We start from the raw sequence: 18,393 nt of genomic DNA on the forward strand, positions 1-18,393 counted from the left end.
TTCAGCTTAGACTTTCCAGAGTCGGCTGAACGCCAGCAAAAAGGATAAAGTCATGCGCAAACTGATCGCCGCTTCACTCATCGCAGCCACCCTGCTGCTGTCTGCCTGCAACACCGTAAAGGGCCTGGGTCGCGACATCGAATCGGTTGGTGAAGCCGGTGACGAGGCGATTTAGACCGTTTCCGGCTCTTCGATTTCGGTCGCTTTATCGCGGCGGCGCTGGGTGAACCAGATGGCAACGAGCGCCAATTCGTAGAGCAAGCATAGCGGCACAGCGAGCAACAGCTGCGACACCACATCTGGTGGCGTCAGCACTGCGGCGATCGCGAAGGCGCCGACAATCGCGTAACGCCGACCTGCCTTCAGTTGGTCGCGCGTTACGATCCCTGCCCTTTCGAGCAGCATCAGCAAAACGGGCAATTGGAATGCGACGCCAAAACCAAAGATGAAAGTGGTGGCAAAGCTTAGATAATTGCCCACACCGGGTAGCGCCTCCTGCGTGACCCCGCCGACATCGCCTTCAAATCCCAGCAGGAATTTGAGCGCCACCGGCATCGCGCCGAAATAGGCGAGGCTGGCACCCAACCCGAACAGGATCGGGGTCATCATCAGGAAGGGCAGGAACGCCTTTTTCTCGTTCTTATAGAGTCCGGGGGCAACAAATCGCCAGATCTGCGTCGCCAGCACCGGAAAACTGACCATCATTGCGGCGAACAGTCCAACCTTCACTTGCACGAAAAAGGCTTCGAAAATGTCGGTGTAAATCAGCTTGTCCTGCCCGACATTTTTAAGCGGCTGGACCAGCCATCCATAGATCGGTTCGGCAAAATAGAAGCAAACGCCAAAAGAAACCGCGAGCGCCAGAACGCACCAGAGCAAGCGGTTGCGCAGCTCGATCAGATGATCGAGCAACGGCATCTTGCTGTCGTCGATATCCTTCATGATTGTGGCTCAGCCTTTGGCGCGTCCGCCTCGGCGGGCTTGGCATCCGTTTCAGGCGGAGGCAGCGAATCATATTCACGGATTGGCGGGTGCTCGCGCATGATGCGCTCATTTTCCGCCGCCCATTTCTTTTCAAGCTCTTCGAGTTCGGACTGGCGCACCATTTCATCAATGCCGCTGCGGAAATGAGAAGCCATGCGGCGTGCCTTGCCCACCCATTGGCCGACATAACGCAATACACGCGGCAGGTCTTTCGGCCCGATCACCAGCAAGGCGACCAGCGCGACCAACAGCAATTCGCCGGATGCGATATCAAACATGCGGGTTCAGCCCGAAATCAGTAGATTAGCTGGTCTTGTCGGCCTGCTTTTCTGCATCAACGGTCGCTCCTGATGCAGCGTCGATGCGCGGTGCGGGCTTGGCTTCATCGTCTTCGGCCATTCCCTTTTTGAAGCTTTTGATGCCCTTGGCAACGTCGCCCATCATGTCTGAAAAGCGGCCTTTGCCAAACAGCAGGAGGATGATGATACCGACGACCAGCCAATGCCAGATGCTGAAACTACCCATTTTCCAAACTCCTCGTGCGGGGACTTCCCCAATCGCTGCGCGCGCTGCAGCTTCGTTGCCAAAAGGATTTAGGCGCTTTCGTCACCGATTTCCAGTTCGCTGTCGCCTCCTTCGGGCATATCCCCACTTTCAACCGCAGACAGCCCCTGCAAACCTTCAAGCGCAAGATCGACCGGATCGAGCAAACCCGCAGCCTTGAGGTCGGCAATTCCCGGCAAATCGCGCCGTGATGCGAGGCCAAAATGCGTCAGAAATTCCCCGGTAGTCGCATAAATCAGCGGCCGCCCCGGCACTTCGCGTCGGCCTGCCGGCCGCACCCATCCCGCTTCCATCAAAACGTCGAGCGTGCCTTTCGAAATCTGCACACCGCGGATTGCCTCAATCTCCGCCCGACTGACGGGCTCATGATAGGCGATGATGGCTAGTGTTTCGACCGCCGCGCGGCTCAGCTTGCGGCTTTCCTCACGTTCACGGCGCAGCAGATGCGCGAGATCGGCGGCGGTCTGGAAATGCCAGGTCTTGCCGCGCTTGACCAGTTCAACACCGCGCCCCTGATAATGCACTTCCAGCTTGGATAGCGCGTCGGGAACATCGACTTCTTCGCCGACATAGGCGCGTATCTGGTCAACAGTCATCGGGGCGTCGGAGGCGAACAATGTTGCCTCCACCGCCCGAACGGCTGGATCATGCTCGATCATCATTTCGCTGCCCCCGCACTTCGCTTGACCATCAATGGCGCAAAGCTGGTTTCCTGCTGCAGTTCCACCCTGCCCTGTTTCGCAAGTTCCAGCATCGCCAGAAAACTCGACGCAAGCGCCGAGCGACGCAGCGCGGGCTCCGCATCATGCGGTAGAAATGCCTCCAACTGGGTCCAGTCCAGCGCATGACCGAGCATCGCCGAAACGCGGTCGAGCGCCTCTTCCAGCGTCATGACCGCACGGCGTTTGACGACGTGCATTACCGGCGCACTGCGCGCCTGAATTTGTCCATAGGCCGAGAGCAATTCGAAGAAGTTGCAGTCCCAAGCCGTCGTGCGGACAACGCGCAGCCCTTCCGGTGCGCCGCGCAAAAAGATGTCGCGCCCGATGCGGTCGCGCGCCATCAGCCGCGCGCCGCTTTCACGCATCGCGTTCAAACGCTCAAGGCGCAACTGCAGGCGCAATGCCAATTCTTCGGGCGACGGATCGATCTCCGGATCCTTGGGCAGCAACAGCGCCGATTTCAGGTAGGCAAGCCATGCCGCCATCACCAGATAATCCGCAGCAAGCTCCAGCTTCAGCGCCCGGGCATTTTCAATGAAACCCAGATATTGCTCGACCAGTTGCAGGATCGAAATCTGGCGAAGGTCGACCTTTTGCGTGCGTGCGAGCGTGAGCAACAGATCGAGCGGCCCTTCCCAGCCGTCAATCTCGATGGTTAGCCGCTCGTCGCCCTCGTCAGAAACGGCCAAAACCGCATCCGGTGCGTCAAATGCAAGGTCTTCGTCTAGGCCCATGACGCACCTGTGGCAGCCTTGGTCGCCTTTTCATCTGCCAAATGCGCAGCAAGGGCGAGCAGTTCGTCCCGCTTGGCCAATAGATGGTCGAGCCGCTGCTGGTCGAATGTGACGGAAGGAAGCGCTGCAGTCGCCGCATCAAACCTTCGACGCGCCTCATCCGAAATATCCGGCAGCCTCTCCACAATCGCAACCATCTCGTCGAACCGCCCCCAGCAATTGAGCGCGACATCGCAACCTGCCGCGATGCAATCGACCGCATGGGTGGGCACATCGCCTTTCAGCGCCTTCATCTCCAGATCATCGCTCATCAGCAAACCGTCAAAGCCGATTGCGCCTCGAATGATGTCGTGAATGACTGTTGGCGACATGGTGGCACAGCGCTGTGCGTCCCAGGCATCATAGACCAGATGCGCCGTCATCCCCATGGTCGCTGTATTGAGGGCACGAAACGGCGCAATGTCCTGTTCGAGTTCCTCGCGTGTCGCATGTACGTGGGGCAACTCGAAATGGCTGTCGACCACAGCGCGCCCATGCCCCGGCATATGTTTGATTACGCCCGCCACGCCACCTTTGTGCAGGCCATCGAGCACGGCTCGGCCAAGTGCTGCAACGCGCATCGGGTCAGACCCCATCGATCGGTCACCAATGGCGGGCGTCGTATCGGGCACGCGGACATCCAGCACCGGCAAATAGTTCACCGTTATGCCAACTTGATTCAGCACCAACCCCAGCGCTTCGGCGTTAACTCGTGCCGCTTCGATCGCGGTCATGGCGGAAATGTCGTATAATGCATCAAAGGCCGAGCCAGGCGGAAAGTCCGGCCAGGTTGGCGGCTGCATCCGCATTACCCGGCCACCTTCCTGGTCGATGAAAATCAGCACATCCTCACGTCCGTGAATCGAACGCAAAGAGTCCGTCAGCGCACGCAATTGCTCCCGATCGCGAATGTTGCGCCGGAAAAATGTGTATCCGACAGGATTAACTTCAGCAAACAGGGCGCGCTCGTCGGGGGTCAGTTCTTCGCCGGACAGCCCGAAGATGACAGGTTTCATGACTGGACCGAACTCCGCAATTCTCTCAGAAAAAAGGCTAGGTCAGCTTCGCTTCACTGACAAGCTCGACGCTGTCTTCATACGGCGAAACTTGTGCAAAACCGGCAAAAAATAGGCCGTGGAGCGATGCCCCGCTCCACGGCCGAAAATGCCTTCATCCCCCAATGAAGGCAAATCCGCCTTGCGGCGATTACTTGACCACCATGCAATTCTCGCCAGCAGCCTTCAGCTTGGCGCACAATTGCTGGGCCGCCGCCGGATTGGCGGTGACGGCTTGCAGTCGATAAACCTTGCGTCCGCCTTCTGCAGCACCTTCGGCGATGCGGCGGTTCAGGCCAGACAGGAAGCCAAAGCGCTTACCCATCGCAGCCCAGGCCTGATCGGCCTTGGCGGAGTCACTGAAGGCCCCCAGTTGCACAAAGCCCGAACCTGCGGGAGCAGAGCCTGCCTTGACGGGTGCGGCAGCCGGAGCCTGTTGCGGCGCCTGCGCGGCTGCTTTAGCCTTGGCTGGATCGATCGATACCTCGACCTTCTTGCCTTCACTGGCGGCGAAAGCAGCGTCGCCTTCGCCTTCGAAATTCTTGCCTTCGCGATCGGCAGGCGCAACCTTGTAGTCACCCTCCTGCGCGGCAATCAGTTCGCCATTGCCCGAAGCGCCGCCGGACTGATTGCGTTGGATCCAGTAAATACCGCCAACAATAGCCGCAAGCAGAGCAAGACCAGCCAATACCAAACCGGCGACTTTCAGCGGCGAAGCGCTTTCCTCATATTCATAACCATCGGCGGTTTCGAGCCAAGGCAGGCGATCGGGATCGTCCAGGCCCAAATCTTCGTCGCGATTGCTATCGGTCATCGCATTTAATTCCTCTGGTCACTTATGCCGGGTTACATCTGCTTTGCGGCTTCAACACCCATCAATCGCAGCCCGTTTCGAATAACCTGCCCGACTTTATCTGCCAAGAAAAGCCTTGCACTGCTCAATTCTGGGGATTGTGCCAATATGAAGCGCTTGTCCGGCTGGTCGTTACCGAGGTTCCAATAGGCATGAAAGGCCGCGGCCAGATCGCCAAGGAAGAAGGCGATGCGATGGGGCTCGCCCGCCTTTGCCGCAGCCTCTACAATACGCGGCAGATTTGCGCATTCACGGATCAGTGCCAGCTCTTCTGCACCAAGCAGGTCGAGATGCTCTGCTCCCGGCTTGAAGCCTTCCTCAGTCTCAGCCTTGCGCAGCGTCGAGCTGATACGGGCGTGGGCATATTGCACATAGAAAACCGGATTGTCCTTCGACGCCTCGACGACCTTGGCAAAGTCAAAATCCATCTGTGCATCGGCCTTGCGCGTCAGCATGGTAAAGCGCACAACATCCTTGCCGACTTCGCGCACGACATCGGCCAAAGTCACGAAATTGCCTGCCCGCTTGGACATTTTGATCGGCTCGCCGCCGCGCAGCAGGCGCACCATTTGCACCAGCTTCACGTCGAACTCCACCTTGCCTTCGGTCAGCGCTGCGACCGCTGCCTTGATGCGTTTGACTGTGCCAGCATGGTCGGCGCCCCAGATGTCGATCAGCCAGTCGGCATTTTGCGCCTTCTGGAAGTGATAGGCCATATCGGCACCGAAATAAGTCCAGCTGCCATCCGATTTACGGATCGGGCGGTCCTGATCGTCGCCAAACTCGGTTGATTTGAACAAAGGCAATGTGACTGGTTCCCAATCGGGATCGGGTTCGCCCTTGGGCGGTTCGAGCTCACCGTCGTAAACCAGCCCGCGTTCGCGCAGAAATGCCTCCGCGGCCTCAGGTTTCTTCGCCTGTTGCACCTCGGCTTCTGAGGCGAAGATATCGTGATGGATACCCAACAAGGCGAGGTCCGAACGGATCATCTCCATCATCATGGCAACCGTAAATTGCCGGAAAGGAGCGAGCCATTCGGATTCGGGTGCAGCGACGAATTTATCGCCATATTCAGTTGCCAGTTTCTGCCCGACCGGAACCAGATAATCGCCGGGATAAAGCCCCTCGGGGATATCGCCAATGGCCTCACCCAGAGCCTCGCGATAGCGCAGGTGCGCTGAGCGCGCGAGCACATCGACCTGACCGCCCGCATCGTTGACATAATATTCGCGGGTCACCCTGTAGCCAGCAAATTGCAGCAGATTGGCCAGCGCATCGCCCACTACAGCCCCGCGGCAGTGACCCATATGCATTGGGCCTGTGGGGTTGGCCGAGACATATTCGACATTAACAGTCTTGCCGCTGCCGAGGCTAGAGCGGCCATAATCATCACCTTGCGCTGCAATCGCGCGCAGTTCGTCAAGCCAGATCGATGCTTCGAGTTTCAGGTTGAGGAAGCCTGGACCGGCAATTTCCACGCCGGTGACACCCGAAACCTTGCGCAATTCTCCGGCAATCGCCTCAGCCAAAGCGCGCGGATTGGTCCCTGCAGGTTTTGCCAGCACCATGGCGGCGTTGGTCGCCAGATCGCCATGCGAAACATCGCGTGGCGGCTCAACCGTTACGGCTTTGCGATCGAGACCGCCAGGCAGGGTTCCAGCGGTTTCCAGCGCATCAAGCGCATGGTTCAAATGGGCGGCAAATTGGACAAAGAGGGTCACTGGGGTCTTTTCCTGAAATAGGGATGCGGCTGCATGGGTCTTGCAGCCCCCTAGTCCATGCCACAGAAAAGAAAAAGGGGGCCAAGGCGGCCCCTTTCGGGCGCGCCTTTATCGGGTCACATTATATCGGAGTTGATCTTCGGTCAGTTGGAAGCCGAGGAGAAGTTCGAAGCTGGCGCGTTGGATTGCCGCACGCACTTCGGGATCAGCCATCGGATCAAGCGCAGCGTCGGCATCGCCAGGTTTGCGCTTACGCGTTATTTTTTCGACGATTTCCGGGGGTAAAGCGGCTGAAGCAGGATCGATATAGGCCGCACCCTTAGCCGCTGCCTGTGCACGATATTGCCCATCGGCAAAATTGACAGTTACCTGCCCGATCCGCTTTGCCACAACGGCAGTCCCGCCTTGAACTACGGTGGAAAAATAGGGGAGTGTCACTGAACGTGCGCCGCGGGCATCACTCCGTCGAGCTTGAACCTCGAAATCCGCGACCGAATAGATTTTCGCGCCACTGCTGTTGCACGACGGCCGGACCTTGGTGATCGACGCAACGACATCGACCGAATCCGCATTTTGCGGCGCGCCCTGCACGAACAGCGTAATGTCGCCAGTGCCGTCGGCTACCGCCACCGTCGGGCAGCCCGTGCGCGTTGCCGTGACACCTACACCCGAGTTAACGTCCAGCACGCCATCCTTTGCACAGCCTGCCAAAACCAGCAGAGCGAGCGGTGCTGCGTGCAATAGGATTTTCATGGATATAGCTTCCTCAGTCTTGTGCCGTTTCGGCGTTCGGTGCGTCTTTATCCGGCAGCACTATACAGTGCAACAAGGGAAAGGCCTTGGCCAATGCCTCCGGATTACCTAAATGACATTGCACATGACTGAACAAAACGAAAATCGCCGCCGCCTCGATATCCTGTTAGCTGCTCCGCGCGGCTTTTGCGCGGGCGTGGATCGCGCCATCCAGATTGTGGAGCAAGCGCTCGAGCGCCATGGCGCGCCGATCTATGTGCGGCACGAAATCGTGCACAATAAATTCGTCGTCGACAGCCTGCGGGCAAAAGGCGCCATTTTCGTTGACGAACTCGACGAAGTTCCCGCCAATGCGCATGTGGTGTTTTCCGCGCATGGTGTCCCCAAATCGGTGCCGGAAGATGCACAAAATAGGGGATTGGCCTATTTTGATGCCACTTGCCCGCTCGTTTCCAAAGTGCATCGTCAAGCCGAACGCCAGGTCGAGGCGGGGCGCCATATTCTTTTTGTCGGTCATAAGGGACATCCCGAAGTGATCGGAACCTTTGGCCAGGTAGCTTCCGGAGCGATGACGCTGGTCGAAACCGAGGAGGACGCCGAAAAGGTGGAGGTCGCAGACCCCGAGAATTTGGCGTTCCTGACGCAAACCACACTTTCGGTTGATGATACGGCCGAAATCGTTGCTACGCTGCAAAGGCGTTTCCCAGCGATAGTCGGGCCCAAAGGCGAAGATATATGTTACGCAACGTCGAACCGGCAGGCTGCGGTCAAGGCAATCGCCGGTCGTTGCGATCTGGTAATCGTGATTGGCGCACCGAACAGTTCCAATTCGCTTCGATTGGTAGAGGTTGCTGAACGAGCAGGTACGCCAGCGCGGCTTGTGCAGCGGGCAGAAGAAATCGATTTCAACTGGTTGGACGGCGTAACGACGCTGGGGATAACTGCGGGCGCCTCCGCTCCTGAGGTGCTGGTACGCCAGTTTATCTCGCGCATTTCAGAACGGTTCGAAGTTCGCGAGGATCAAGTGGTAACCGCCGAAGAAAGCATCACCTTCAAGCTACCCCGCGAGCTCGCAGCAGCCGCCGACCCGGCCTGATGGCAGTTTACACACAAGTCAGCGCCGAGGCGGCAGCGGAATTGCTGATGCGCTATGACGTGGGAAAGCTTGTCTCGCTCAAAGGCATCGCCGAAGGCGTCGAAAACAGCAATTATCTTCTCGAAACGGATCGGGCGCGTTTCATCCTCACATTGTACGAAAACAGGGTCAATCCGGCGGACCTGCCATATTTCCACAATTTGCTGGCACATCTTCATAATGCTGGCTGCCCCGTGCCGCGCTTTATCGATGATAGCACAGGCCAGTGGCTGCAGGATGTTCACGGCAAGAAATCCTGCCTCATCGAATTCCTCCCTGGCATTTCGGTTTCAGAGCCCACACCAGAACAAGCCCATGCGGTCGGTCAATCTCTGGCAAAAATGCATCAGGCGGTCGGCGATTTTGGCGAGATCAAGCCAAACCCCTTGGGTCACAAAAGCTGGAGACCGCTGTTCGACCAGTGCGATAAAGTCGCCGCCGATGCGCTACAAGATGGCTTTACCGAAGATATTGACCGCGAATGCGACTGGCTTTCCGCGAACTGGCCACAAGATTTGTCCCAATGCGCGGTTCATACCGATCTTTTTCCGGACAATGTTCTGTTTCGGGGTGATCAGGTTGGCGGCTTGATCGATTTCTACTTCGCCTGCACAGACTACCGCGCTTATGATCTAGCTGTGACCCATGCAGCATGGAGCTTTACCGCCGACGGGCGTCAATATCTGGCTGGCATTGGTGAAGCCTTGCTTGCCGGTTATGGCGAAGTCATCAAGCTTGACGAAGCCGAAGTACACGCCTTCCCTTCGCTGGCACGCGGGGCATCGTTACGATTCCTGCTCACCCGTCTTTATGACTGGATCAACACGCCCGCCGACGCGATGGTGACGCGCAAGGACCCTCTGGCCTTTTATCACCGGCTTGTTTTCTATCGCAGCGTCGAAAGCAGTAAATTGTTCGGAGGCGCGCCATGAAAAAGGTAGAAATTTTCACCGACGGGGCCTGCAAGGGCAATCCGGGGCCCGGCGGCTGGGGCGCAGTGATCCGTTATGGCAAGCACGAAAAGGACATATCGGGCAGCGAGCCCGACACAACCAACAACCGCATGGAAATGACTGCGGCCATCAGGGCACTCAACCTGCTCATTGAACCCTGCGCCGTCACTTTACATACCGACAGCAAATATGTCCTCGATGGCATCACAAAATGGGTTGAGGGCTGGCAACGTAACGGTTGGAAAAACGCCTCCAAACAACCTGTTCGGAATGCTGATTTATGGCACGAACTGATCGAAGCGGTCGCCCGACACAAGGTCGAATGGGTGTGGGTCAAAGGCCATAATGGCCATGCCGAAAATGAACGGGCGGACCGGCTGGCCAGCGATGCTGCTGCCGCAGCCGGAACGCTTTAGCCTTTTTCAACCTTCGCGGGTTTCAGCCCCCGGTCCGTTTTTCTGGATAGATTCGATGGCATTTTTGGCTGAAGCCTTGCTTGAATAGCCCTCGGTCCAGAAAATCGTTTCACTGTTATATTTGAAATAGGCGACATATTCGCCCGCCTTGTTCTGCTTGATCTCGAAATAGTGCGCCATGGTTCCTCCTTTGCGCAGAGCCGTGATATTCTACGCTATCAATCTGGGAGCCTTTCGCAAGCCAACGGTGTGTAAAATCAACCAAATCGATCTGGCGAATATGGGGCAGGATCGATAGCGCGAAGCCTTTCTTCCCCGGTGATCTGCGCGGCAGCAAGCTTTGCAACGGCAGGTGCAGTCTGGATGCCAAAGCCGCCTTGCCCGGCAAGCCAGAAAAATTGCTCGTTCCGCGGATCCCGCCCGATTACCGGCCTCCTGTCCGGTGCGAAGCTGCGCAAACCTGCCCATTTGCGCTCTATCCGCTTGATTTTCCAGTCAACCACTTGCTCGAAGCGATCAAGCGCGGTTGCAACTTCAAGCTCCTCGGGCGCGGCATCGCATGGCGGTGTCGCGATTTCATCATGCGGGCTTACCCACAACCGCCCACCGGCATCGGGTTTAAAGTAGAAACTTCCGTCGAGTCCGACGACGAGTGGCAAATCGGCAGGTGCGGCAGGAGCAATTTCGATTTGCACGACTGTGCGCCGATAGGGTTGGATGTCCAGTCGCCGGATGCCCGCGAGTTCCGCAATCATATCTGCCCATGCACCGGCCGCATTGACCACCATTTCGGCCTCAAACTGACCGGCAGCGGTCTTGATTGACCAACAGCCATCGACAAAGGCCAGTGCCCTTACAGGAGCCCTGCATTGAATTTCACAACCAAGCCGTCTGGCCGCCCCAAGATATGCCTGATGCAAGGCTGCAACATCGATGTCACAACAATCAGGCTCCCATAAGGCGAGGTCCCAGCCGTCTCTGCGTCCCGTAAGATGTCGCTCGATGTGATTGGCGGATAGTTTCTCGAGAGCAACCGAGCTCGCAGCAAAATCTGCCTGCATGTCCTCAGCGATTGAATGGCATTCTGCCGTCCCGATATGCAGAGCGCCGCGCGGGGTCAAAAATCCACGTTCGGAAAACTCTGCAGGAGGGGTTGAGAGGAACTGGTAGGAGGCTGTTGTCAGCGGCTGGATAGCCGGCCCACCATAGGTTTCGCTCCAGAACGCCGCCGAGCGGCCCGTTGAATGATAACCGGGGAATTCCTCTGCCTCTAGCAGCAAAACTGATTTCGACGGTGCAATCTCGGCCGCAAGGCTGGCGCCCGCCATTCCGGCGCCGACAATGGCAACATCGAAACGATTCATGATTTGGGCGCTTTGCGATCGAGAAAGTTTTCGATGGCGGCAATACATTTGTCGCGGACAGGGTCGGTTTCGCGCAAAAGTTCATGCGCAGCCTCATTACCAAATAAGACCAACTCGCTATTCGGCAGCCTTTTCGCATCGCGAATGACCCTTTTGGTATCGACAAGATGATCGGCAGTTGTCGCCAACAGCAAGATAGGTACGGTTACCCCTTCCATGATTCCGGGCGCGTTCAACTGGCGCGTTGAAGCAATTGCCCGTTCGACCCAATGCCAGCTCGGCGGTCCAAGCCGCACCTCCGGTCGTTTCTGCCACCAATACAGTTCGTCCGCATAACGGGCCGAATCATGTGTCAGTATCTTGGCGCGCGCATTCAGTGGTGATCCGGGTTTCTCACCTTCCTTCCACGCGGCCCTTTCCGGATTGCCAAGGGCGCGAAGCAGTTTGGCAACTGCGTGATGCACCGCATAAGGCAGCCCCATCGTCTGGATACCCAACATAGGTGCCGATAAAGCGACAGCATCCGGATCTATTGCTTTTTCGCATAACGCGCGCATGACCAAATGCCCGCCCATACTGTGGGCAACCACTATATGCGGCCCCGGCCCTTGGGTTTTCCATTCGCGCCAAAACGCACCCAGGTCCGAAATCCAGGTCGAAAAATCATCGGCATGGCCGATATGCGGATCCCCGAGCAGTCGTCCTGAACCGCCCTGCCCGCGCCAGTCAATCGCCGTCACCTGCCAGCCTGAACGGGCAAAATGGTCCAGCGTTTCAAGATATTTCTCATAATGATCGCCCCGACCGGGCAGAAAAAGCATCGATCCGCGCGCTTCGGATATGCCTTCACCATCACCGTTCAACGAGGGCCAATCTATCCGCCGAATCCGCCAGCCATCCGGCGCAGTCCAGAATCCTTCGTGCGCATAACTCGGGATGGCACGCCGTATCGTTTCCGTTTGGGCTTCAGGCATGGTTACCTTTTAGAAAGTTCTGATGGTTAACAGTGCGGCAATATGGACCAGAATTTTTTCGCTTACGCGCTGCTTGGCGGCTTGGCAATCGGCCTGCTGGTGTCGATCTATTCCGACATTCGGCACCGCCTTATTTACAATTGGGTGACCGCATCGATCGCGCTCGCCGCTCCTCTTTACTGGCTTGCGACCGGGACATTCACCTGGCCTGAAATTGGCTATTATCTCGGCGCAGGAATCGCGACTTTCCTGTTCTTCGCGCTATTTTTCTACTTCGGCATGATGGGTGGTGGCGACGTGAAATTGTTCGCGGCAGTCGCCCTGTGGTTTCCGCCATTGGTCGTCATCAAATTTGTTTTCAACGCCAGTTTGCTCGGCGCGCTGGTAACCATAATTTTCTTCATCGTTCACAAGATACGAAAAGGAAGCGGTCACGTCCGCATTCCATATGGCGTCGCAATTTCGCTCGCCGGCCTTTGGTGCGCCGGTGAACAGTTTTTTAACCATTTTAGGTGATTAGCTGTCTCATTCAGGGGACCGTTCAGGAGCTTGTTCGTCATGGATAGGAAAAAAGTAATCTTGCTGGTCTGCGCGCTGCTGATAGCCGCAGTCACCGCGTTTATGGCGCGCAGCATGTTCTCGGGCGGAGGCGCACCCCAAGCGGTTGCACAAAAACCCGTCGCCACTGGCCCAAAGGTCATCGTTGCAACGCGGGCATTGCCGGTTGGAACAATTCTGACTGCAGACAGCATTCGCTATCAACCGTGGCCGGAAGAGCTGATCGAGGAAGCCTATTTCATCAAGAAAGACGGCGAGCCTGACCAGACGACCACATTGGTCGGCACGGTTGTGCGCAATCCGATTACAGCCGGACAGCCGATTACCCAAGGTTCGCTTGTCGCTCCTGGCGATCGTGGTTTCCTTGCTGCGGCACTTGGACCGGGCATGCGTGCGGTATCGGTTCCAGTCTCTACACTCACTGGTGTTTCGGGCTTTGTCTTTCCAGGTGACCGTGTGGACCTTGTCCTGACCCAGAATGTAAGCGGTGCAGGCACTGGTCAGCCCTTGAAAGTTTCGGAAACCATCATCCGCAACCTTCGCGTCCTGGCAACTGACCAGCGCTCGACACCAAGCGTCGATGAAAAAGGCAATAGCATTCCTTCGAAGTACAAGTTGGTGACCATCGAAGTGACGCCGCGCATTGCAGAAAAAATCGCCGTGGCGCAGACGATCGGTACGATCAGTCTCTCGCTCCGTTCGCTCGCCGACAACGCAGCCGAGCTCGAAATGGCGCTGGCATCGGGCGATGTGAAATTGCCCAAGGGCGCAACTGCTGAGGAAGAAGAAAAGTTCCTCGCCTCGGTTCAGAAGCAACCGACTGCAGGCCCGAGCACCTATGCAACCGGCGGCGATGTCTCACGTTTCCAGCGTAGCAGCCTTCCCGCGATCACGCCCGTGCAGATTGCGGCAGAAGCAGTGAAAGTTGAAAAACAGATCGAACAGGTTCGCCGTGGCAGCGTCGTCCGCGTCTCTCGCGCCGGTGCTGTCGAAGAAGTCAATGTGGACCGGAGGTAATATAATGACCATCAAATCACTCATGAAATCCGGTGCCGCAGCGATTATCTTCGCTGCCTCCATTTCCACCGTTGCCAGCGCGGCACCTGCAAAGGCCGATCCCGCTGCATCCAAAACCGGCGGCCGCGTGATCGTTCTGTCGGTCGGTCGTGGCGAGCAGATCAATCTGGGCTCTTCGGTATCCGACGTTGTTGTTTCTAACCCGACGATCGCCGATGTCGATGTCCGCAGCCCCCGGCAGCTCTACATCCTCGGAAAAGGGCAAGGCGAAACGACCGTCTATGCAACAGATGCTGCAGGACGGACAATCTACTCTGCCACTATCCGGGTAGGCAACAACCTCGACTCGGTTGATCAGATGCTGCTGCTCGCAATGCCCGAAGCCGACATCAAGGTTTCGACCATGAACGGTGTGGTACTGCTAACTGGTACGGTCGCCCAACCTGAAGATGTTCAGGAAGCTGAAACACTCGTTCAGGCGTTTGTTGGCGATGCGACAAAAGTCGTCAGCCGACTGAAGACCGCCGTTCCAATGCAGGTCAATCTGCAGGTCCGGATTGCGGAAGTCAGCCGTTCGCTGGCCAAGGAAATTGCATCAAATTTCACAACTCGTGACAATGACGGCAATGGCCTTGTCTTTGGCGTCGGCCGCGGTCGCAGCGTGGGTACCATTGGCGATCTCAACACCAGCGCCTTTCCGCGCCTGGATGCGTCATCGCTGTACGGCCTTCCCGCAGGCTCAATCTCGTTGCCTTTCAACCCAGCGACCGGTCAGTTTATTACTGGCGGGACGCAATATACCTTCAATAACCCGGTAGGAAGCAATGTGCTGAACCTCGCGGGCAAATTGTTCGGTATCGATGTCGCAGCTGCGTTTGACATTGCCGAGCGCGCCGGTCTTTCGACCACGCTTGCTCAACCTAATCTCACCACTATCTCTGGTGAATCCGCAGAATTTCTTGCGGGCGGGCAGTTTCCGATACCGGTAGCGGACAATTTTGGCGCGACCACCGTGCAGTTCCGTGATTTTGGTGTCAGCCTGCGCTACACCCCAACCGTCCAGTCTGACGGCCGCATCCTCCTTCGGGTGCGCCCGGAGGTCTCGGATATCTCGTCACAAGGCGCTGTTCGCATCGCAGGAACCGAAATACCGGCGATCACCACACGCATGGCGGAAACGACGGTCGAACTGGGTTCTGGCCAGAGCTTCATGATTGCCGGACTGCTCTCAAACTCGGCCAACACTTCGGTCGATAAATATCCGGGCTTGGGAGATGTTCCGGTTCTCGGTGCCCTGTTCAAGTCAAATGGCTGGAAGCGCAACGAGACCGAACTGGTCATCGTCGTTACTCCCTATCTGGTGAAGCCGGTCTCAGAATCAGAAATCAAGCTGCCGACCGACGGATACAATACTCCGTCTGATCTGGAGCGCATCCTGCTCAACAAGACCGCGTCGAATTTGACCGGATCTGCTGAACGCCCGATGCCGACTGTTGCGCCCGACAATGTGAAGGGCCCGGAGTTCGGTACCGTAAGCGAAGCTGCTCCGGCGATCAGCACCAAGCAGGCCAAGAAATCCCAATCCGGTGAAGCAGGGTCAGCACCCGGCTTCAGCTTCAATTGAGCGACGTGAGGAGCATGAACATGCGTGCAAAACTAATCTTGACGGCAACTTTGGCCTTCACGCTCGCCGGATGCGGCGCAACTGGCTCGAATACGTCGATGTACTCGACCAACCAACCGGTGGTTCAGCGCAACAACTACGCCCTCGACGTGAATGTCGATGGCAGCGCTGGACTCTCGTCATTCGAACAAAACCGTATCGCAGAATGGTTTGAGGCCATGAAACTGCGATTTGGCGACCGCATTGCCGTGGATTTTGGCGATAGCTACCCCGATGCAGCAACCAAGCAAGCGGTGAGTGACCTCGCGGCCAAGCATGGTTTGCTGTTAAGCGAGACGGCGCCGGTCACGGCTGGCAATGTGGTGCCGGGTACTGCCAGGGTAGTAGTGACCCGCTCGACGGCGAGTGTTCCCAATTGCCCGAATTGGACCAAAACCACTGAGGCCAATTACAACTCCAGCAACCATCCCAACTACGGATGCGCTACGAACAGCAATCTTGCTACGATGGTTGCCGATCCCGAAGATCTAGTACGCGGCCGCGAGTCCACTCCTGAAAACAGCCGGGGTGGATCGCGCAAGAAATCCGGAGGCGCAAACTAATGAACGCACCATTTAAAAGTGTCTCGGCCGGTGCCAGAGATCCGTTCACTGCCTATGTTTGCGATGACCTGACTCTCGATGTTGTCCGCACTGTTTGCGACGACATGGGGTGGCCGCAGGAAAAGGCCTTCAAGGGCGGCTTGCGCAACGCCGTTCAATCGCTGTCGGTATCAGCCAGCCCACAAATTCTGCTGGTTGACCTGTCGGAATCGGGCGACCCGATTTCGGACATCAATGGACTGGCCGAAGTTTGCGAACCCGGAACCGTCGTTATCGCGATGGGTCAGGTCAATGATGTTCGGTTGTACCGCGATCTCATGCTTTCAGGCCTGCAGGACTATCTGCTTAAGCCAGTCAGTCCCGATGCGCTTCGCGATGCCGTGACACATGCCCAGATGATCCTCAACGCGCCAAAGCACGACGACGGAGCCAAGGAACATCCGCACCTGTCGACCGCAGTTATCGGTACGCGCGGCGGCGTAGGGGCATCGACCATCGCAACTTCGATTGCCTGGTTGCTGTCTGAACGCATGGGCCACCTGACGGGCCTTCTCGATCTCGACGTCCACTTCGGAACCGGCGCTCTGGCGTTGGATCTGGAGCCGGGCCGCGGGTTGACCGACGCAATCGACAATCCGAGCCGCATCGACGGGCTTTTCATCGAGCGCGCAACAATCAAGGCCAATGACAAGCTTTCCATCCTGTCAGCTGAAGCTGCGATCAGCAGCCCCATCATGACAGACGGATCGGCCTTCTTCCAGTTGCAGGAAGAATTCCGGGCAGCGTTCGAGAACACGGTCATCGATCTGCCACGCAACATGTTGATCGCTTACCCGCATCTTTTGCACGATGTGAATGTGGCAGTGATTGTCTGCGAACTGACACTGGCTTCGGCGCGTGATGCCATTCGCCTGCTTGCATGGCTGCGCGCAAATGCACCGTCTTGCCAGACGATCGTTGTTGCCAACAAAGCCCAAGCCGGCGGCATCGAGATTTCACGCAAGGATTTTGAAAGCTCGATTGAGCGCAAGATTGATCTCGTAATCCCGCTGGACTCAAAAGCAACGGCGCAGGCCGCCAAACTCGGCAAACCGCTGGTCGACTCTGTCCGTTCGAGCAAGGTGGCCTCGGGCATTGTGGCTTTGACTGATATGATCAAGTCAACCGGCGTTCCCGAAGAAGAGGCAACCGAAACCAAAGCCGCATCGTCGAAAAAATCGATGATGGCCGGTTTCAAATCGCTGTTGGCAAAAAAATAACACTCGAATGCCACACTGGCGTTCCGACAAGGAACTCCAAATGAGGCAGAGGCGGTAAAAGATGAACAATCTGGTTCTCATTTTTGGTTTGGTGGCCTCGCTCATCCTTTTGGGATTTGCCTTTGCAGGACCTGCAACGGGGAAAGCAGCCAGTCGACGGCTAAGTGCGGTGAAAATCCGCCATTCGGACTCGGTTGACGCCAAGCTTGAGCAACAAATGCGCAAGGCAGTGGCCGCGCGCCGACCGATCATGTTCACCGAAGGCACGAAAATGAGCGTGACCGATCGCCTGCGCCTGCGCCTTCAACAGACGGGCAAAAAATGGGGGCTCAACCAGTATCTCTACGTCAGTGGCGGGATTTTTGTCGCCATGTTCGGAATTTTGACGATTCGGGGAGCGCCGATGTTGCTCGCTCTTGGCGGAGCGACTTTTCTCGCCCTGGCCGTGCCGCACTTTTCCGTCAATTACCTGATCCGCAAACGCATAAATGATTTCACGGCAAAATTTCCGGAAGCGATCGAATTGCTCGTTCGCGGTTTGAAATCAGGACTTCCGGTTGGTGAAACGCTCGGCGTCGTTGCCCGCGAAATCCCGGGTCCCGTTGGCGAAGAATTCAAGATCGTTACAGAAAAGATCAAGATCGGCAAAACCATGGAGGATGCACTGCAGGATACAGCAGAGCGCCTTGGCACACCTGAATTCCAGTTCTTCGTAATCACTCTTGCCATTCAGCGCGAAACCGGCGGCAATCTTGCGGAAACGCTGTCAAACCTCGCCGATGTGTTGCGCAAACGCGCGCAGATGAAGCTGAAGATTCGCGCCATGTCATCCGAATCCAAAGCGTCGGCCTATATCGTCGGCTCGCTGCCTTTCATCGTCTTCGCGCTCGTCTGGTCGGTAAACCCGGAATATCTGGGCGGCTTCTTTGTCGAACAACGCCTGATGATCGCCGGCATAGTCGGACTGGTCTGGATGAGCATTGGTGTTGGTATCATGGCCAAAATGGTCAGCTTTGAAATCTAAGGGACAGGACCGAGAAAGATGAACAGCGCTCAACCTCCTGGA

Annotated in this window: 21 protein-coding genes and 1 pseudogene; 10 read left to right on the forward strand and 12 right to left on the reverse strand. The window is 57.0% G+C overall.

All coding sequences use genetic code 11. The features are described from left to right. Positions 1–52 precede the first annotated feature (52 nt). Positions 53–175, forward strand: coding sequence for an entericidin A/B family lipoprotein (locus PKC81_RS03800; protein ID WP_298602529.1), 123 nt, complete (start codon positions 53–55; stop codon positions 173–175). Here the strand turns inward: PKC81_RS03800 and tatC are convergent. From tatC to PKC81_RS03845, 9 genes and pseudogenes are all read right to left on the reverse strand, one after another. Next, positions 172–942 carry a twin-arginine translocase subunit TatC gene (gene tatC / locus PKC81_RS03805; protein ID WP_324333306.1) on the reverse strand — a complete coding sequence of 257 codons (771 nt, stop codon included), beginning with the start codon at positions 940–942 and terminating at the stop codon, positions 172–174. The two genes, PKC81_RS03800 and tatC, sit on opposite strands and share 4 nt — an antisense overlap. Beyond that, positions 939–1,262: a Sec-independent protein translocase protein TatB gene (gene tatB, locus PKC81_RS03810; RefSeq protein WP_324333307.1), complete on the reverse strand. Its 324-nt coding sequence runs from the start codon at positions 1,260–1,262 to the stop codon at positions 939–941. The genes tatC and tatB overlap by 4 nt, the downstream gene beginning before the upstream one ends. A gap of 55 nt (positions 1,263–1,317) precedes the next feature. Next, a pseudogene (locus tag PKC81_RS03815) lies at positions 1,318–1,509 on the reverse strand (twin-arginine translocase TatA/TatE family subunit); the annotation flags it as partial. A gap of 68 nt (positions 1,510–1,577) precedes the next feature. Continuing rightward, complete coding sequence (scpB, locus tag PKC81_RS03820; protein ID WP_324333308.1) at positions 1,578–2,210, reverse strand: SMC-Scp complex subunit ScpB; 633 nt, start codon at positions 2,208–2,210, stop codon at positions 1,578–1,580. Then, positions 2,207–3,004 carry a ScpA family protein gene (locus PKC81_RS03825; protein ID WP_324333309.1) on the reverse strand — a complete coding sequence of 266 codons (798 nt, stop codon included), beginning with the start codon at positions 3,002–3,004 and terminating at the stop codon, positions 2,207–2,209. The genes scpB and PKC81_RS03825 overlap by 4 nt, the downstream gene beginning before the upstream one ends. Continuing rightward, positions 2,995–4,059, reverse strand: a complete 1,065-nt coding sequence (gene nagZ, locus PKC81_RS03830) for a beta-N-acetylhexosaminidase (protein WP_324333310.1) — start codon at positions 4,057–4,059, stop codon at positions 2,995–2,997. The genes PKC81_RS03825 and nagZ overlap by 10 nt, the downstream gene beginning before the upstream one ends. 190 nt (positions 4,060–4,249) lie before the next feature. Beyond that, a complete protein-coding gene (locus PKC81_RS03835; RefSeq protein ID WP_324333311.1) occupies positions 4,250–4,912 on the reverse strand; it encodes an SPOR domain-containing protein in 663 nt (220 codons plus the stop codon). 32 nt (positions 4,913–4,944) lie between these two features. Continuing rightward, positions 4,945–6,672, reverse strand: coding sequence for an arginine--tRNA ligase (gene argS / locus PKC81_RS03840; protein ID WP_324333312.1), 1,728 nt, complete (start codon positions 6,670–6,672; stop codon positions 4,945–4,947). 108 nt (positions 6,673–6,780) lie between these two features. After that, on the reverse strand, positions 6,781–7,425 hold the full coding sequence (locus tag PKC81_RS03845) for a hypothetical protein (protein ID WP_324333313.1): 645 nt from the start codon (positions 7,423–7,425) through the stop codon (positions 6,781–6,783). Between the two features lie 124 nt (positions 7,426–7,549). On the opposite strand from PKC81_RS03845, the gene ispH reads away from it, so the two are divergent. The 3 genes from ispH to rnhA are packed head-to-tail and all read left to right on the forward strand — an operon-like array spanning position 7,550 to position 9,929. Continuing rightward, entirely contained in the window at positions 7,550–8,521 is a 972-nt protein-coding gene (gene ispH, locus PKC81_RS03850) for a 4-hydroxy-3-methylbut-2-enyl diphosphate reductase (RefSeq protein WP_324333314.1), read from the forward strand. Beyond that, positions 8,521–9,492: a homoserine kinase gene (gene thrB / locus PKC81_RS03855; RefSeq protein ID WP_324333315.1), complete on the forward strand. Its 972-nt coding sequence runs from the start codon at positions 8,521–8,523 to the stop codon at positions 9,490–9,492. Before ispH ends, thrB begins: the two co-directional genes overlap by 1 nt. Continuing rightward, the gene (gene rnhA / locus PKC81_RS03860; RefSeq protein WP_324333316.1) at positions 9,489–9,929 is read left to right on the forward strand and encodes a ribonuclease HI; all 441 of its coding nucleotides are present in this window, start codon (positions 9,489–9,491) and stop codon (positions 9,927–9,929) included. The genes thrB and rnhA overlap by 4 nt, the downstream gene beginning before the upstream one ends. Positions 9,930–9,935: 6 nt before the next feature. On the opposite strand, the gene PKC81_RS03865 is transcribed toward rnhA, so the two are convergent. The 3 genes from PKC81_RS03865 to PKC81_RS03875 form a co-directional block, all read right to left on the reverse strand. After that, on the reverse strand, positions 9,936–10,109 hold the full coding sequence (locus PKC81_RS03865; RefSeq protein WP_324333317.1) for a DUF1508 domain-containing protein: 174 nt from the start codon (positions 10,107–10,109) through the stop codon (positions 9,936–9,938). Between the two features lie 77 nt (positions 10,110–10,186). Then, positions 10,187–11,293, reverse strand: a complete 1,107-nt coding sequence (locus PKC81_RS03870; RefSeq protein ID WP_324333318.1) for an FAD-dependent oxidoreductase — start codon at positions 11,291–11,293, stop codon at positions 10,187–10,189. Continuing rightward, positions 11,290–12,267 carry an alpha/beta hydrolase gene (locus PKC81_RS03875; RefSeq protein WP_324333319.1) on the reverse strand — a complete coding sequence of 326 codons (978 nt, stop codon included), beginning with the start codon at positions 12,265–12,267 and terminating at the stop codon, positions 11,290–11,292. The genes PKC81_RS03870 and PKC81_RS03875 overlap by 4 nt, the downstream gene beginning before the upstream one ends. 42 nt (positions 12,268–12,309) lie before the next feature. On the opposite strand from PKC81_RS03875, the gene PKC81_RS03880 reads away from it, so the two are divergent. The 6 genes from PKC81_RS03880 to PKC81_RS03905 all read left to right on the forward strand — a co-directional run bounded on the left by PKC81_RS03880 (position 12,310) and on the right by PKC81_RS03905 (position 18,351). After that, positions 12,310–12,783, forward strand: a complete 474-nt coding sequence (locus PKC81_RS03880) for a prepilin peptidase (RefSeq protein WP_324333320.1) — start codon at positions 12,310–12,312, stop codon at positions 12,781–12,783. Positions 12,784–12,825: 42 nt separating this feature from the next. Then, on the forward strand, positions 12,826–13,842 hold the full coding sequence (gene cpaB, locus PKC81_RS03885) for a Flp pilus assembly protein CpaB (protein WP_298602486.1): 1,017 nt from the start codon (positions 12,826–12,828) through the stop codon (positions 13,840–13,842). 4 nt (positions 13,843–13,846) lie between these two features. Beyond that, a complete protein-coding gene (locus PKC81_RS03890; RefSeq protein ID WP_324333321.1) occupies positions 13,847–15,466 on the forward strand; it encodes a type II and III secretion system protein family protein in 1,620 nt (539 codons plus the stop codon). 20 nt (positions 15,467–15,486) lie between these two features. Then, positions 15,487–16,068, forward strand: a complete 582-nt coding sequence (locus tag PKC81_RS03895; RefSeq protein WP_324333322.1) for a CpaD family pilus assembly protein — start codon at positions 15,487–15,489, stop codon at positions 16,066–16,068. Beyond that, entirely contained in the window at positions 16,068–17,327 is a 1,260-nt protein-coding gene (locus tag PKC81_RS03900) for a pilus assembly protein CpaE (RefSeq protein WP_324333323.1), read from the forward strand. Before PKC81_RS03895 ends, PKC81_RS03900 begins: the two co-directional genes overlap by 1 nt. A 61-nt stretch (positions 17,328–17,388) precedes the next feature. Beyond that, the gene (locus PKC81_RS03905) at positions 17,389–18,351 is read left to right on the forward strand and encodes a type II secretion system F family protein (RefSeq protein WP_324333324.1); all 963 of its coding nucleotides are present in this window, start codon (positions 17,389–17,391) and stop codon (positions 18,349–18,351) included. Positions 18,352–18,393 lie beyond the last annotated feature (42 nt).

The organism is Sphingorhabdus sp. (genome assembly GCF_035329025.1).
Taxonomy (GTDB): Bacteria; Pseudomonadota; Alphaproteobacteria; order Sphingomonadales; family Sphingomonadaceae; genus Sphingorhabdus_B.

Bases quoted from the DNA above. Each gene is read 5' to 3' on its own strand.
- tatC (WP_324333306.1), bottom strand. From the start codon at position 942: ATGAAGGATATCGACGACAGCAAGATGCCGTTGCTCGATCATCTGATC.
- PKC81_RS03835 (WP_324333311.1), bottom strand. From the start codon at position 4,912: ATGACCGATAGCAATCGCGACGAAGATTTGGGCCTGGACGATCCCGAT.
- thrB (WP_324333315.1), top strand. From the start codon at position 8,521: ATGGCAGTTTACACACAAGTCAGCGCCGAGGCGGCAGCGGAATTGCTG.
- cpaB (WP_298602486.1), top strand. From the start codon at position 12,826: ATGGATAGGAAAAAAGTAATCTTGCTGGTCTGCGCGCTGCTGATAGCC.
- scpB (WP_324333308.1), bottom strand. From the start codon at position 2,210: ATGATGATCGAGCATGATCCAGCCGTTCGGGCGGTGGAGGCAACATTG.
- PKC81_RS03845 (WP_324333313.1), bottom strand. From the start codon at position 7,425: ATGAAAATCCTATTGCACGCAGCACCGCTCGCTCTGCTGGTTTTGGCA.
- PKC81_RS03870 (WP_324333318.1), bottom strand. From the start codon at position 11,293: ATGAATCGTTTCGATGTTGCCATTGTCGGCGCCGGAATGGCGGGCGCC.
- PKC81_RS03895 (WP_324333322.1), top strand. From the start codon at position 15,487: ATGCGTGCAAAACTAATCTTGACGGCAACTTTGGCCTTCACGCTCGCC.
- PKC81_RS03875 (WP_324333319.1), bottom strand. From the start codon at position 12,267: ATGCCTGAAGCCCAAACGGAAACGATACGGCGTGCCATCCCGAGTTAT.
- PKC81_RS03880 (WP_324333320.1), top strand. From the start codon at position 12,310: ATGGACCAGAATTTTTTCGCTTACGCGCTGCTTGGCGGCTTGGCAATC.
- PKC81_RS03800 (WP_298602529.1), top strand. From the start codon at position 53: ATGCGCAAACTGATCGCCGCTTCACTCATCGCAGCCACCCTGCTGCTG.
- PKC81_RS03900 (WP_324333323.1), top strand. From the start codon at position 16,068: ATGAACGCACCATTTAAAAGTGTCTCGGCCGGTGCCAGAGATCCGTTC.
- PKC81_RS03890 (WP_324333321.1), top strand. From the start codon at position 13,847: ATGACCATCAAATCACTCATGAAATCCGGTGCCGCAGCGATTATCTTC.
- ispH (WP_324333314.1), top strand. From the start codon at position 7,550: ATGACTGAACAAAACGAAAATCGCCGCCGCCTCGATATCCTGTTAGCT.
- PKC81_RS03905 (WP_324333324.1), top strand. From the start codon at position 17,389: ATGAACAATCTGGTTCTCATTTTTGGTTTGGTGGCCTCGCTCATCCTT.
- PKC81_RS03825 (WP_324333309.1), bottom strand. From the start codon at position 3,004: ATGGGCCTAGACGAAGACCTTGCATTTGACGCACCGGATGCGGTTTTG.
- PKC81_RS03865 (WP_324333317.1), bottom strand. From the start codon at position 10,109: ATGGCGCACTATTTCGAGATCAAGCAGAACAAGGCGGGCGAATATGTC.
- rnhA (WP_324333316.1), top strand. From the start codon at position 9,489: ATGAAAAAGGTAGAAATTTTCACCGACGGGGCCTGCAAGGGCAATCCG.
- tatB (WP_324333307.1), bottom strand. From the start codon at position 1,262: ATGTTTGATATCGCATCCGGCGAATTGCTGTTGGTCGCGCTGGTCGCC.
- nagZ (WP_324333310.1), bottom strand. From the start codon at position 4,059: ATGAAACCTGTCATCTTCGGGCTGTCCGGCGAAGAACTGACCCCCGAC.